Raw genomic sequence first — 13387 nt, 5'->3', positions numbered from 1 at the left:
GGGAGTGACAGATGGCTCAGTACAAGGGCGCATCCCGTCAGCATGAGGTCAGCAATAACCGTAGGCGTAAAGATACGCGCCTGGCGGGGCAGCGGTTCAGCGACTTCTTCCAGTCAGCGGAAGGGGCCGTATTCGGTACCTTCGCCTTGCCGGTGCTCGCTTTGATCCTGATCAAGGTGCCGTTTTCGGGCGAGTTGTTGCTGCTGGTGTTGTGGGCCTTCGCGCGCAAGTTCGTTTCTGTGGACAAGCGCGCCTTCGATTTTCCGTACCGCGTGCCCAAGCTGGCTGACGTCAACGACGGCTCTTACAAAGGCAACAAGAAGGGCGAAGGCGTTACCTTGTTTGGTAATGACCTGGAAACCAAAGAGCAGATCTACGCTGCTGATAGCGACCTGCGTACCCACCAACTGGTTTTGGGCACCACCGGCTCGGGTAAGCCGCAGCCCAAGCATGCCAAGGTGTTAACCCCTGGCGGTTGGGTAAGCATGGGCCAGATCAGGGTCGGTGACAGCGTTTGCACACCCGATGGCAAGCACGCCGCAGTGCTGAGGGTGATCGAACAGGGGATGCAGCCGATCTTTACGGTTGCGACTCGCGACGGCCGGCGTGCCCAGGCAACGGGCGATCATCTCTGGCGTGTACTCAGCAAAGAGCGTGACGGCGTCGAGCAGGCCCACACCGTGACCACCGATGCTATCGCGGCGCTGCTTGCCCGCGGTGTCTCGGTGATGCTGCCCAAGGTGCGCAAGAGGCGTGGCAGCGCCCGGTTCGATGGCTGGGCGCCGGTGTGGAAGGTGACTGCTGCAGGCCAGGCGCCCTGTCAGTGTATCGAGATCGATCACCCGCACCATCTTTACATCACCGATGACAGCCTCGTCACCCACAATACCGAACTGCTGTTGGGTATTGTCTTCAACGCACTGGTACAGAACACCGGCTTCATCTACGTCGACGGCAAGGGTGACCCCAAGCTGCAAAAGGAAATCTTCAGGCTGTCCCGTTACCTTGGGCGCGAAGACGACCTGCTGATCATCAACTTCATCACCTCCGGCCGTGACTTTGTCGAGAAACAGGTCGACAAGGTGACGAACAACATGAACATGATGGGCAACACATCGTCGGGCATGTTGATCGAACTCATCGTCTCGCTGATGGATGATTCCGGTGGTGGTGGCGACATGTGGAAAGGGCGCGCCATCATGTTCGTGGCCGCGCTTACCCGCCCGTTGACTTACCTGCGTGACAAGGGCCACATAAACCTTTCACCCGAGAAATACCTGGAGTACTTCGAGCTCAACGTCATCGAAGACTTGGTGTGGGAGCACGGTGGCAAATATGGCGACATGTTTGATGTGATCGTGGCCCCCCTGCGCTCTTACCTGCTTACCCTGCCGGGTTACCAGAAAACCAAGTTCAAGAACCAGGAAACCAAGACCCTGGAGCAGCACGGCTATATCGTCATGCAGCTTGGGCGGATCTTCAACGACCTGACGTTTAACTACGGCCATATCTTCAAGACGCGGGTGGGCGATGTCGATTTTTACGATGTGGTCATCAACCGGCGGTTGCTGGTGGTGTTGCTGCCAGCGCTGGAGCGAGCGCCCGACAGCATGCGCATGCTCGGCAAGATGATTGTCGGCAGCATCAAACAGATGATGGCTGGCTGCCTGGGCAATCGTGTGGAAGGTGTGGTGCGCGAGATCATCGACAGCCGGCCGACTGGCTCGCAGTTCCCGTTCTACACCATCCTCGACGAGTACGGCTATTACGCAGTGGTTGGCTTTGCTGTAGCACCTGCGCAGGCCCGGAGCCTTGGCTTCAGCGTGACCTTTGCAGCGCAGGATTTTTCATCTTTGAAGAAATCGAGTGCCGAAGAGGCCGACGCTACCTGGGAAAACACCAACATCCGCGCGGTCGGGCGTTTGACCTCCGGTACCGAGTCGGAAACCTGGCGCCGCGTTCAAGGGGCGGCAGCCGAGTCTTCGCAGGCGATGCTCGGCAATTTCGAGCGTTCCTCCGGGGCGGTCAACGACACGTTCAGGCAGTCGGACAACATTGCCATCGAACAGCGCAGCCGGCTCAACTACGACGACGTCGCGATGCAGGAAAACGGCGAGTTTACGTTCCTCATCGGCAAAAAGTCGCAGGGCGGTAAGACGGGTGGCGTCGCGCTTATTCGCGGGCTTGGCTTCTATACGGCAGGCCCAGCACCCAAAGAGATGCGCATCAACGATTTTATCCCTGTGGAGCCCCCCGAACCTTCGGACTTGCCGCAGAACCGTCAGTCGCGACAGGCGTTGGTCGATAGCCTCAAGGACGGTTCGTTTGCCAAGCGGGTGCGGGGCGTGGTCAAAGGCGACCCTACGCTGGCCCGCATGCATGGGGCCTTCCAGCACAATTATGCAAACCCTGAAAGGCCTGTGCTGGGCCGCCTCGATACCTCACTGGCAATTGTGGGGGCTTATCTGACTGGAGCTTTGCATGACGCTGCCCCGCGGGCAAAGCCAGCGCCCAGCGAACCAACCCTGCCATCTATCGAGACAAGCATTCTGGCTGTTGCGCAGAAGTATGCCGACACGGCCCTTCCAGCGCCGGTAACTCCGGCAGTGGAGCCGACCCCTGAGCTACCTTTGGTGCCACTGGTTGCGGGCGGACCAGAAGCCCTGCTCGACATGCAGGTACTGGCGTCAGGCAAGGCTTTCACCTCGCTGGCCGAGAAATGGGCTGCTCAAGAACGAGCAAGTCAAACCTGTGCGGCCATCGCTCGCGAAACAACCTACACCTTGCCTGCGGACCTCGAACCCCAGTCCTTGGGCAGTGTACGTGAGCAACTTAGCCAGCTGGAGAATGAGTGCAGACGCCTGTCCAAGGGGCAATCATCGGAATAGCTGTGTTATAAATTGACGACGATAGATATCTAACAGATAATCAAAAAACGTAATTAAAGCATGTATGGTGACGTAAATGGGGTTGTTCAGCACAGGGAAGAGGGCAGCAAAGTTCGCGTTCATCACCATGCCTATGGCGGCGCTGGGTGTGAACCAACTGCGCATGGGCAACCAGCACATCAAGGCGCTGTGGCGTTCGAACTTCAGCCCCGCCTGCCCGGAGTGCGAGCGTGGAGTCCTGCTTCAGCAGGACGGTGACTATCAGGATATCGAGCAGCACCCCAGCGGCCGCGTGCGTGTTCTGCATAGCTGGCAATGCAACAACTGCCAATTCGCTCTGCTCGAGGAAGCCGATAGCAGAAAAGTCCGTGAGCATGCAGCGCGTTACCGGAACGAAAGGGTCAGGGGCCAACTGACCACCCTGGAGCGGGAGGAGCTCGACCGCATTGCCGGCAGTCACCGTTTGCACTCGAGGGCCTTTTTCATTGCCAGCTTGGCAGCGACCCTGGGTTTCGTTTACATGCTGGCCACTGGTGCGGGTGTCATGATCGCGTTGAACTGGCTGTCGATCGGCTTTGCATTGTGGGTTTTCGGCATGAAGAAGTCCTACCGCAGCTGGCAGGTGTCGAGCGGTCAACTGTTTGTCGAAGGCGCATTCTGGTTCTGGTTCCAGCATCAGAAGTGGATCATCTGACATGACACGATCCGGGTGGTACCTGATTTTGCTGTGCGTTTCATGGCCGGCGTGCGCATTGGCCGATGGCTTCTACGCTGTGCGTCCGGCAGATATAGACTGCGTGATCCAGGCCGCTCAGCGCCAGGGCGTGCCGGCCAACGTGTTGCTGGCGATTTCCAGCAAGGAAAGTGGTAGGAACGGCCAGAGTGTTTCCAATCAAAACGGTACCTTCGACCTGGGGCATTTCCAGATCAATACAACGCACTGGGGCCCCAGAGGTGTATTCGCCTCGTACCCGAGCATCACGAAATCCGATGTCGCCTGGCGGGGTTGTTACAACGCCGAGCTGGCGGCCTGGTTGCTGCGCCAGAAGCTGGAAGAGAACAACGGCCAAGATTTCTGGACGCGTGCTGCCAATTACCATTCCAAAACGCGCAAGTTTAACGATATCTACAAGAAAGACCTTATCCCCCTCGCGGTGAAGTGGGGCAAGTACCTTGAACGGCAGCAACATCGCCAGTTGGCGGTGAGCTACCAGTAATGCCCATTTTCGCGAGGCTGCAAGCACATTGTGTGGCTGCGGTTCGCCAGCTTGGCCAGAATCACAACTTCAGGAGTTCTACATGAAAGGAATGCTCATGGGTGCCCGCGGCTACAAGGCCGGTGGCTTGTTGCTTGCGTTGGCGGCGCTGGCTGGGTGTGCAAGCTCGGCCAAGCCAACCACTGAGGATACCGAGGCTTTTGCCAGCCGCATCATCGCGGACAAGGTTGCAGTGGCGGTCAACTCACAGCATGACTATGTCTCGCGCTTGAACGCCGACCGCGTTCAGGCTGCGTCCAGGCAGGCGGCGGTCGACACCGATCAGGTCGACATCGATTTTATCGGCCAGCCCCAGGAACTGTTGCAGACGTTCGCACGCCGCTACGGTTACGCCTACGTGGAAAGCGGCAAACGCGTAGACCTCAAACCGGTCAACGTCTGGGTACGCAAAGCCACACCTATCAACGTGCTGCGCGATGTAGGCAAGCAGATTGATACCGGCGCCGATGTTGTGCTGGACAAGAGTACCAATACCTTGCGCCTGATCTACAAACCCGTGCCCCTGGCGATGGGAAGGAGCTGATCATGGCAATGGACATGCCACCGATGACGCTCGAGGATGCCGAGCGCCTTTACGACAAGCCTGCATATGTGCAAAAGCAAGGCGAGCCCGATGACGCCAGGTCGGCCGTAGAGGCCATGCGGGATGAGAAAAACCAGGCGTCCGCGGCGCGCGGCGAGGCAATACTGGATGCTGCGCTGCAGGTGGGTGTGAAGGCTGGCTTGGCCTGGCAGCTGACCAACATCAACAAGGCGTTGAAACTGCGCGAGCGCGAATTCGATACGGTGTACGACTTCAGCACCCTGATGATCCAGGACCGTGTGGTACCGCCGGTGATCACCGAGGCACGTCACCTGTACAACCAGGATGGCGACTATACCCTGCGCCTTTCGGGTGCTGCGTACAAAATCGAGTCACAGGCAAGGTTCTCCTCCGTGCCACCCAGCTGGCGGGAATATCTCAGCTTCCCTCTGCCAAGCTTCGATCGTACTTCATTGGTTTCTGCCCTTGTGCCACGCAATGACGAGGAGGAGCGGGTGTGGAAGCTGGCCGTGCGTGATGGCTGGACTCAGGGCGTAGAGCAGGCCAATCTTATGCTCACCTATGGCCTTGACCGGATGAACCGGGACATCGACGGCATGCGCCGCTTCAGCGAATTCGCCCGTCATGGGCAAGTGACACTGCCGATCATCTCCGGGGCGGCGATACCGGTGACCAAGGACGGGCGGAGCATGGCGGTCGACGAGACTTTGCTGCGCATTACCGCCCTGCCTGAGTTCAACGACAACATGAATGTGTGGCGCAGTTCGATCGCATCTTCCGGCACGGCTGACCCCGTGCGGCGCAGCAAGGCGCCTGGCACTGCCGTCAAGGCTGCAACTGCGCCCGCGCCTGGTGCGCAGGCGCCGGCCAAGGCGTTTGCGGTGCCTGCCAATAGCGCACTGCAGGCCCCGGCTCGATGAAAAAGCACTTCCACGAAGACGCGATGGCGCTTGAGCCAGGCGCTCTTATCGAGCGGCTGGAGCGGCGGACAACGTATGAAGACCCGTTCCGCTTTGACCGAGCGGACCAGTTCAAGGCGATGATGCTCGAAACCCTTAGCCATGGCGTCAGCGACGTCTTCATCCAGCCTGCGCTGCCTGTGGTTGTGAAGAAGTACGGAAAGCTATATGCCGTGACCCGACGCGCCCTGGATGTCGGTGAGGTCAATGAGTTGCTGAAGATGGCAGCCAACCGTGACACCGCGACCACCGATATTGTCTCTGGCACGGCCGTCAACGAGCGCTACGAGCTGTTCGATCCACAACGCAAGGATGCCCGGGGCGCACGCTTGCGCTACGCGTACCGGGTGAATGCTTCGCCCGTTGCCTGTCATGGTGACACATCGTGTCAGATCGTCATTCGGGCCATCCCGGACGACCCCCCCAGAATCGAAGACGTTGGCCTTAGCGAAGACATCGTACGTATGGCCACGCCTCGGGACGGCATCGTTTACATTGCCGGCGCGACCGGGCATGGCAAGACCACCACGTTCGCCGCAATCAACCGCTTCATCCTTGAGAACGATACCCCAATCAAGGGCAACCTGATCAGTCATGAAGAGCCGATTGAGTTCACCTATGAAAGGATCCAGAGCACGCACTCGATCTTCGTGCAGTCGCAGATCCCGACGCACTTCAAGGATTTCTACCGCGCTAACCGCGAAGCCATGCGGCGTGCGCCTGGGTTATGCGTGATCGGTGAGTTGCGCGATCAGGAAACGATCCGTGCAGCGGTGGAATTGTCGCTCACCGGGCACCCTGTATTTGGCACCGTACACGCCAAGGATGTGGCGGCTATCATGCGCCGGATGATTTCCCGATTCCCTGAGCAGGAGCGGGCAACTGCGATCTATGACCTGGTCGATACCAGTCGTTTCATGATGGCCCAGAAGCTGGTGCCTACGGTGGACGGCAAGCGTACGGCGGCACGTTCGTGGCTGAGGTTTACCGAGCAGGTCCGCGATAGCTTGATGGACTTGACCGACATGGGGCGGGTAACCCAGCGAGTGGCTGAATTCGTTCGCGAAGAGGGCCACACTTTCGCTGCCGAGGCAGACCGGCTGCTCGCCGCAGGGCTTATCAGCGAACAGACTGCGGCTGACCTTCGCCACGGGTAAGCCATTGGCATTTGAACCCATACGAATCTTGGAGAAATTATGGCTACAGGTCGCTACCACTGGAGCAGAAGCGCTCCCCCTGCGCGTTTTTTCGTGATCAACGCGAGTGCAGCATTGCCTTGGTTGCTGCTGCTGCTGGTACCTGCGTTCTGGAAGTTTCTGCTGCCACTGGCGCTGTGCATGACGGTCGTCCTGGTGTACATCGAAGTGGTCAAGAAGATGACAGTGGGCGCGGTCTTCCGGCAGGCGGGTGTGTTTATGGTTGGGCGTGTGCGCACGACCCACAGTCTTCTCAGAGAACTAATCAGGTAAGGAAGCAGGGATGACCGGCACGTTACCAGGCCGCTACCGCAGGAGGTCGGAATGAAACAGCAGGGAGGGGGGCAGAGAAGCTTCACCTGGGATGACCCCGCCATATTGCTGGGCATCATGGTGGTGCTTTATGGCGGTGGCTGGGGCGCCTGGTATTTCGCCCATGACAAGATTTCTGCCGCGTATGCCTATATCCGTTACGTGGAACTCTGGCTGCCGAGTGCCCTGGGCGACCTGGCTTCGCTTCCGGGTTTTTCGGCAATCAGCGCATGGGTGGGACGTATGTGCGCGCCCGATGGGCTGGCAGGGGCGTGCCAGCGTGATTTTTCGACTGTGGCCTGGAGCGAAATCACTTCATCCTCGCTGTACATCAATGCGTTCTGGCTGCTGATCATCGCGGTACTGTCAGTACGGATGTTCATGCGTATCAACAAAACGCATCCCAAGCTCAAGTTTACCCGTACACACAACATCAAGAGTTTTGTGCAGGAGAGCAAGGCTCACTACCCGCACTTGCGCATGTTCGCAGAGCTTGATCTGATTTCGCAGCCGCTTGACCATCCGGTGTTCGGCATGTCGCAGACGTCGCGGCAATTTGCCTACAAGCACCTGTTGATCTGTGGCTGGCAGCAACAGGCTGACCGCAGTTGGTCGCCAACCCTGGATCGTGCCAAGGCGTATGAGGTGATGCGTCGGCAGTTGGGGCAGCACTGGACAAGGGTCGCTAACCTGAACCCGGCCGAGACGCTGTTGGTCGCCATTGCGCTACCGCGCGTGGTAGCGACGGACACATCGCTGGACGACAAGGCATTCAAGGCAGCGATGGCAGACAGTGAGCGCATGATCGCGTGGTGCTGGGCCCAGTTCACGCCGCCTGCGACCAAGGCTGGCAAAGGCAATGGCGCAACCGAGCCTTACGCCTGGTTGAAACCTGACCTGGTGCTCGACGAGCCACGGGCAGTCATCCAGAAGTACATAAAGCATCCCAATGCCAGTGCAATTCTGCATGCTCATGCATTTGTCAGGACCATAGTGTTTGCCATGTTCTTCCAGGCTCGTCGCCTTGGGGTTTTGCCCCCGGCGGAGCTGCGGTGGCTTCGTTTTTTTGACAGGGACATGTGGTATGCCTTGCAAACGATCGGGCGGCAGGCGAGCTTCCCTGAAGCCCCAGGCATCCTTTCTCACTTTCTGTATGAGTGCAAAGCGGGGATGTCGCTGTCTGAACCGCAACTGGACAAGGCGGTCAACGGGCTTGATCAGGCAATGGGCGCTTATCGCTATACGGATGCAGACAAGAAACGCTATGAGGCACTGGTGAGCGAGAAGCAGGACAGCGGGGAGGTTCACGAGGGTTAGCGTTTACTGAACGGAGCAGAAAAGGTTTCAAAAGGCCATCACTCAAGATGGCCTTTTTTATTAATTTAGTGTCTTTTTATTTGTTTTTGTTAGAATATGGTCGTATTGGATTATTAATAAGGACATTGCAAGATGATCGGTGTGATTGCCAGAACTGTGAGCGCAGTGCTGACGCTTGCGGCGTTTGTTGGCACGGCTCAAGCGGCACCCCAACAATCGGAAGACCTATCTGCTTTCATTACCGCTCAGGGCGCTGCGCCGGCGGCCCAGCAAGCACTCAGCGACGTTACTGCACAGCGGGTTTCGCGCTATGGGCGCATTGTAGAAGCCCGCCCTGTTGGCTTGGGTGGCCTTACTGCCTGGACCGTAGAGAAGAATGGTCACCAGGTCGTGTTGTTCAGCACCCCTGACTCTGCTGTGCTGTTCACGGGCGTTGCTTGGAACGCGCAGACCGGTGCGAACATTTCTGATGCGTTCTTGCCGGGTGTCGCCCACATGCCAGGCCCGGCGCCTGCGCCGGTAGCCGCAGCTGTGCCGGCAGTTCCTGTCGCCCCTCTGATGTCGCCGGTGGAGAGCGCCAATGTCCACGAAGCGGCAGCAATGGATGGCACCTACAAGGGCGATATTCCCGAGTCCATGAAGACTGTTGACTCGCTTGCAGGTGTCAAGGAAGGCAAGGGCGGTATCGGCGACACCGTGTACATCATCATCGACCCGCGCTGCCCGTTCTGCCGTGAGGCATACAACCTGACCCGGGCATATGCGGCCAAGGGCCATACCATCAAGTGGATTCCATCAGCAGCGCTGGGTAACCCCGCAGAAGGCGTGCCGCTGGCTGCCACGATCCTGCAAGCCAACGACAAGCAGACGCTGGCGCGGGTACTCGGCAAGCACGAGCCGATCCGCTCCGAGCCGTCGCCTGAAACCGTGGAGCAATTGAGCACCAACCTTGCCTTCCTGTTCGCGGCCTTCGACAACAACGGCAAGGACCAGGCGGGTGTACCTGCTGCGTTCTTCATTGATCATCGTACAGGGAAGCCAAGGATGATGACGGGGCTTTCACAAGCCGTCGTGCTTGAAGACATCTTTGGGAAACTTTAAGGAGTAGAGCGGATGAAAACCAAAGCCCCGACTATTGATTTTGACCCAGGCTTGCGCATTTTTGGCGCCGCCGATCATCTTTGGGTAGTGTTCGATAGCCAGAGCCCGAACGATGTAATGCGCGCGACGCGTACCGTACGTGTGCCGAGGGTGTTTGATCAGTTGTCATTGGTGGTAGATGGCTTTGAAGTCGCTGCAGACAATGGTCATCAGCGTGAATTGAGCGGTACAGCAAGCCTCGCCGTACGCGATGCGGCGGGTGCGATTCACTCCCATGAACTGGCGCAGATGCAGCTGGTGTTCCACGCGGAAACCGATCGCAAGGGTTCGTTGAGCCATGTTGATCCGGTGCTTGTGGCTTACACCGTGCGCCAGGCTTTGTCCGAGCGCTTGAACGATGCACTTGTAGACTTTTACCAGCGCGAGGCGGCTTCTGCATCGGCAGCGCCACCGCAGGCACTTGCATTAGAGGCCATCGCCGGTGCGCCATATGCGAGTGGCGTGGCACCTGCACCATCACGCAGGGCTTTGCGCGAACAGGCCGCCGCCGACGCTGCCAGACACGAAAAGTCGCGTAGGCGCAAGACAGTGTTGGCGTGGGTTGTACCGCCCGTGCTGGTGGTTGCGGTGTTGGCGACGCTTTCACAGCTTGCGTCCACCCAGTCGCCGATTGAAAATGCAGTTGCGAAGCAGTTGGCGAATGACCCGGAATCGATCAAGGCGCAGGTTGAGTTGACCAAGCAGACGCTGCAGTCCATGGGGCTTGACCCTGGCCAGGGTGGTGATCTCGGTTGCTTGGCACCGCAGTGAAGGGAGTACCGGCCCTTTTCAGGGGCAGATTATGCTTTTGGCTGTTGTGCGGGCGTAGGTCTGGTCGCCGCCCGCATTCGTCGTGCCACATTCGCCTGGCGGTTGCTGCAGGAGATGCTTTCAGGGCTGGAGACAACGGGCAGGCTGACTCTGCCTGAGGTCGCACTCATGCTCTCTGCGAGCAAGGGTTGCCGGCTGCTCAGCACCTGTAGATTATTGTGGATTGGAAAACCTTAGGTACGTATATGCGACCCGCGAATGATGTGAAAGATGGGGCACAATTGTTGTCCCTCGCCCAGGGCCTGAGGTCGCTGCTGGTCCCCTCGCCAGATGTGCTGGCAGACACAGTCAAAGAGTTGTACCCGCTGGTCAACCTGTCTGACAAAGTGCTGCCCCTGAAGTCTTACTTCAACATGGTTCAGGATATCCAGAGAACCAAGCACACCCACGCCGCCCTGCGTGCGCCCGGTGAAGCCCAGAGCCGTGAGGTTGTCCAGCAAGGTGTGTCGCGCAAGCTGTGCACCGAGGACATTTTCATGGTGGCCTGCTCCTTCCTGGAGGTCGAGATTGCCAAACAGGGTTCAGTGTATTACCTGAGTGGCGAGTCCCCGGATTTCAAGGAAACAAAGAAGAACCGCAACCCGCTCGACTTATCCGATGAAGTGGTGCTGAAAAACCTTTCCAGCGGGCTGGCGCGCCCGGATACCGACCGTGGCGCTGTCGAGCGCGGCCAGATAGACAGTGGTTTCAACCATCTGGTCAGGCTCAACCAGTTGCACAACCTGATGCTTGAGTCAGTCAGGCTGATGAAGGCGGATGAGCGCTTGACCAAGGTGGATATCCGCAAGAAGTTCCACATATCGCACACCGACTACGAGCGCATGATGTCGATGGCGCGGCGCTCGGGGCTTATTTCGTTCCGCAATCGGAAAAAGGATCCTTCCAATGCCTATACGTTGCGCAATGATAACCACGAGCGTGTATCGGAGCATGCCAAACACTTTGGTCACACGCCGCAAAAAATGCTGAACAAGATTCTCGATGACTTCTTCGGGATGCTGGAAAAACGTAAAAAACACGAGGGCTGATGCTGATGTCGAATCAGGGCCATAGGGATGTGGGACCGGCCGTTGCGCCCCATGAGAGGGCCCGCATAGGCCGTGCAGCCAGGCAAGTAGTGGGTTACACGAACCTGCTGCGCTGGGCAGCCAATTTTCCGCGTGAAGAAATGCAGCGTCACCCTGAGCATCATCAGGTCATGCTGCTGTCACCCATGCAAAGTGGGCGCTTCAGTTTTGCGCTGGAAGGCGACACCCTTTATGTGGGGGTGCAGCCTTTCGAGGCGGCATGGGCCTCGGTCATGCCGTTTCAGGCAGCGAGTGTGTCCGACCGGCTTTACCTGTCGGTGGACGGCATAGCACTCATGGATTCGCACATGCCGCCGCTGTCGCTGGGCATTTTCGTCGATCAGGCGGGCAAGCGTGAACTGATGGCGGCTGCCAGGCAGGTGCAGTTCGTCAACGTGAGCGTAGGTGATGGCTTTGTGATCGACGTGGGTGAGCCGTGTGGCGATCCAGTACCGATGCAGCCGGGTAATGTGGTCAGCAGGCTACGCGAAACCCGTCAGGCAACAGCCAAACAGCAAGACATGGGCCGTTTTTTCTGAGCGAGTTCCAGCCGATTTCTAATGTAAGGATGCGCGCATGATCAAGTGCAAACTCATCCTGCCCGTAGTGGTCACAGTTGCCATGGCAGGTTGTGTCACCACCGAGCAGATGCCAGACGGCACCACCAAGATTCGTTTTTCCGATGAGACCGTCAGTTCCCTGACCTCAATGATGCCCAACGGGGTAGTCAACGGGCTTGCAGGTGGTGCGGCTGGCGGCGAGCTGGATCTGATTCCCGTGCTTAACCCTCTGGGTAATGGGCAGTATCTTTATCTGGGTGGCAGGTACGAATACAAGTGTGCTGCTGCGATGCTCTACAGCGCCAAGTCAGGCAAGCCCCTGGATGCAAAAGTCAGTGATGACTGCCAGCAGTATTACCTGATCAGGCAGGATGACTTGAAAAGCGCCGGCAAGCCTTATGATAGGGCTGCGCCCGCCTACGATGCAGTCAACCCGCCGCGCGCCTATTGGCAGTCGTTGACGGCTCGCACCATCAGCCAGCTGGCTGCTCAAAATCAATTCACGACCCGCTTCACTGGCATGCCGAGGTTCGATAACGGCCGCAACCTGTACATCACCGTGGGTTTTCTGGGTGAGGCGAAGGGCCAGGACTATGCTTTGGTAACGACGCCCGCTCGCACCCCAGTGGTTATCAACGACGGCGATTTCGAAGCGAAGATGCGCTCAAAAGCTGCCGCCCTGAACACGCGTGTCGGAGACATGACGTTGTGTGATGCCGTGCTGATACCTAAGGGCGCTGTGGATAAAGGGCGCAAGCCGGCAAACATTTCTTCTGCCGATTACGCGCAACACGAAGTACGTTTCACGGTAGCGTCGTTAAGCTGCAAAAACAGCGCCTACAAGTTCACGAACGCTGCTCGGTAACACGCTTGTCTGTTTAAAGCGTATTAAGCCGGCTTGCTGTGGGGCTGCCTGGCAGCCCTGTTAGGGTCAGGGTGGCTCAAGGTGAGTTGTTCCACGCATCGTCCGCCGCGGCGACGGACTCATCAATGCCGTGATGGTGGCCCTCTGCAGCATTCAGCCAATCCTGACTGAGATTGGCTTGCTGGGCGGCGTGCTCGAACGCGAACTCCCGCGTCAGAATCCCTTGCTCGATTTCGCTAACCAGTGATGGGCCTGCAGAGCCATATTCCCCCATGAGCATGCGCGAAGCTTCAGGGGGTAGCTGGTTGATAACCGCGCGAAGGTCGTGGCCGTAATCAACCAGTACCGGCTGCTTGGCAATCACGATTTCGGATGCCTGAGAGGGAAACACCGAGGCGGTGCAGCTTTGGAAATCCTGTGCTGTGGGCATG

Annotated in this window: 14 protein-coding genes; 13 read left to right on the top strand and 1 reads right to left on the bottom strand. The window is 58.2% G+C overall.

What is annotated here, in order from left to right; genetic code table 11:
• Positions 1–11: 11 nt before the first annotated feature.
• The 13 genes from IAE36_RS01665 (at position 12) to IAE36_RS01605 (ending at position 12956) form a co-directional block, all read left to right on the top strand.
• A complete protein-coding gene (locus IAE36_RS01665; RefSeq protein WP_201209891.1) occupies positions 12–2888 on the top strand; it encodes a TraM recognition domain-containing protein in 2877 nt (958 codons plus the stop codon).
• Positions 2889–2964: 76 nt separating this feature from the next.
• Positions 2965–3582: a hypothetical protein gene (locus IAE36_RS01660; protein ID WP_028632696.1), complete on the top strand. Its 618-nt coding sequence runs from the start codon at positions 2965–2967 to the stop codon at positions 3580–3582.
• A gap of 58 nt (positions 3583–3640) precedes the next feature.
• On the top strand, positions 3641–4105 hold the full coding sequence (locus IAE36_RS01655) for a transglycosylase SLT domain-containing protein (RefSeq protein WP_236408500.1): 465 nt from the start codon (positions 3641–3643) through the stop codon (positions 4103–4105).
• 82 nt (positions 4106–4187) lie between these two features.
• Positions 4188–4688 carry a DotD/TraH family lipoprotein gene (locus IAE36_RS01650; RefSeq protein ID WP_236408498.1) on the top strand — a complete coding sequence of 167 codons (501 nt, stop codon included), beginning with the start codon at positions 4188–4190 and terminating at the stop codon, positions 4686–4688.
• Positions 4689–4690: 2 nt separating this feature from the next.
• The gene (locus IAE36_RS01645) at positions 4691–5629 is read left to right on the top strand and encodes a type IV secretory system conjugative DNA transfer family protein (RefSeq protein WP_236408496.1); all 939 of its coding nucleotides are present in this window, start codon (positions 4691–4693) and stop codon (positions 5627–5629) included.
• A complete protein-coding gene (locus IAE36_RS01640; protein WP_201209890.1) occupies positions 5626–6825 on the top strand; it encodes an ATPase, T2SS/T4P/T4SS family in 1200 nt (399 codons plus the stop codon). The genes IAE36_RS01645 and IAE36_RS01640 overlap by 4 nt, the downstream gene beginning before the upstream one ends.
• Before the next feature lie 39 nt (positions 6826–6864).
• Complete coding sequence (locus IAE36_RS01635; protein WP_169338808.1) at positions 6865–7137, top strand: hypothetical protein; 273 nt, start codon at positions 6865–6867, stop codon at positions 7135–7137.
• Positions 7138–7188: 51 nt separating this feature from the next.
• Complete coding sequence (locus IAE36_RS01630; protein ID WP_201209884.1) at positions 7189–8493, top strand: secretion/conjugation apparatus DotM-related subunit; 1305 nt, start codon at positions 7189–7191, stop codon at positions 8491–8493.
• Positions 8494–8625: 132 nt separating this feature from the next.
• Positions 8626–9594 carry a hypothetical protein gene (locus IAE36_RS01625; protein ID WP_028632689.1) on the top strand — a complete coding sequence of 323 codons (969 nt, stop codon included), beginning with the start codon at positions 8626–8628 and terminating at the stop codon, positions 9592–9594.
• Positions 9595–9606: 12 nt separating this feature from the next.
• Positions 9607–10404 (top strand): hypothetical protein, encoded by a 798-nt coding sequence (locus tag IAE36_RS01620; RefSeq protein ID WP_028632688.1) that lies wholly within the window; start codon positions 9607–9609, stop codon positions 10402–10404.
• 218 nt (positions 10405–10622) lie between these two features.
• Complete coding sequence (locus tag IAE36_RS01615; protein WP_328822846.1) at positions 10623–11492, top strand: hypothetical protein; 870 nt, start codon at positions 10623–10625, stop codon at positions 11490–11492.
• An 89-nt stretch (positions 11493–11581) separates the two neighbouring features.
• The gene (locus IAE36_RS01610; RefSeq protein WP_245614682.1) at positions 11582–12070 is read left to right on the top strand and encodes a hypothetical protein; all 489 of its coding nucleotides are present in this window, start codon (positions 11582–11584) and stop codon (positions 12068–12070) included.
• A gap of 37 nt (positions 12071–12107) precedes the next feature.
• Complete coding sequence (locus IAE36_RS01605; RefSeq protein ID WP_201209882.1) at positions 12108–12956, top strand: hypothetical protein; 849 nt, start codon at positions 12108–12110, stop codon at positions 12954–12956.
• 76 nt (positions 12957–13032) lie between these two features.
• Here IAE36_RS01605 and IAE36_RS01600 read toward each other — a convergent pair whose 3' ends face one another.
• Positions 13033–13386: a hypothetical protein gene (locus IAE36_RS01600; protein WP_028632684.1), complete on the bottom strand. Its 354-nt coding sequence runs from the start codon at positions 13384–13386 to the stop codon at positions 13033–13035.
• Position 13387 lies beyond the last annotated feature (1 nt).

The sequence above is a fragment of the Pseudomonas sp. S36 genome, assembly GCF_016647875.1.
In the GTDB taxonomy this organism is placed as follows: domain Bacteria; phylum Pseudomonadota; class Gammaproteobacteria; order Pseudomonadales; family Pseudomonadaceae; genus Aquipseudomonas; species Aquipseudomonas parafulva.
This window is presented reverse-complemented; position numbering and strand designations above follow the sequence as displayed.

Coding starts and splice junctions, on each gene's coding strand:
- IAE36_RS01665 (WP_201209891.1), top strand. CDS start 12: ATGGCTCAGTACAAGGGCGCATCCCGTCAGCATGAGGTCAGCAATAAC.
- IAE36_RS01660 (WP_028632696.1), top strand. CDS start 2,965: ATGGGGTTGTTCAGCACAGGGAAGAGGGCAGCAAAGTTCGCGTTCATC.
- IAE36_RS01650 (WP_236408498.1), top strand. CDS start 4,188: ATGAAAGGAATGCTCATGGGTGCCCGCGGCTACAAGGCCGGTGGCTTG.
- IAE36_RS01645 (WP_236408496.1), top strand. CDS start 4,691: ATGGCAATGGACATGCCACCGATGACGCTCGAGGATGCCGAGCGCCTT.
- IAE36_RS01640 (WP_201209890.1), top strand. CDS start 5,626: ATGAAAAAGCACTTCCACGAAGACGCGATGGCGCTTGAGCCAGGCGCT.
- IAE36_RS01635 (WP_169338808.1), top strand. CDS start 6,865: ATGGCTACAGGTCGCTACCACTGGAGCAGAAGCGCTCCCCCTGCGCGT.
- IAE36_RS01630 (WP_201209884.1), top strand. CDS start 7,189: ATGAAACAGCAGGGAGGGGGGCAGAGAAGCTTCACCTGGGATGACCCC.
- IAE36_RS01625 (WP_028632689.1), top strand. CDS start 8,626: ATGATCGGTGTGATTGCCAGAACTGTGAGCGCAGTGCTGACGCTTGCG.
- IAE36_RS01620 (WP_028632688.1), top strand. CDS start 9,607: ATGAAAACCAAAGCCCCGACTATTGATTTTGACCCAGGCTTGCGCATT.
- IAE36_RS01605 (WP_201209882.1), top strand. CDS start 12,108: ATGATCAAGTGCAAACTCATCCTGCCCGTAGTGGTCACAGTTGCCATG.
- IAE36_RS01600 (WP_028632684.1), bottom strand. CDS start 13,386: ATGCCCACAGCACAGGATTTCCAAAGCTGCACCGCCTCGGTGTTTCCC.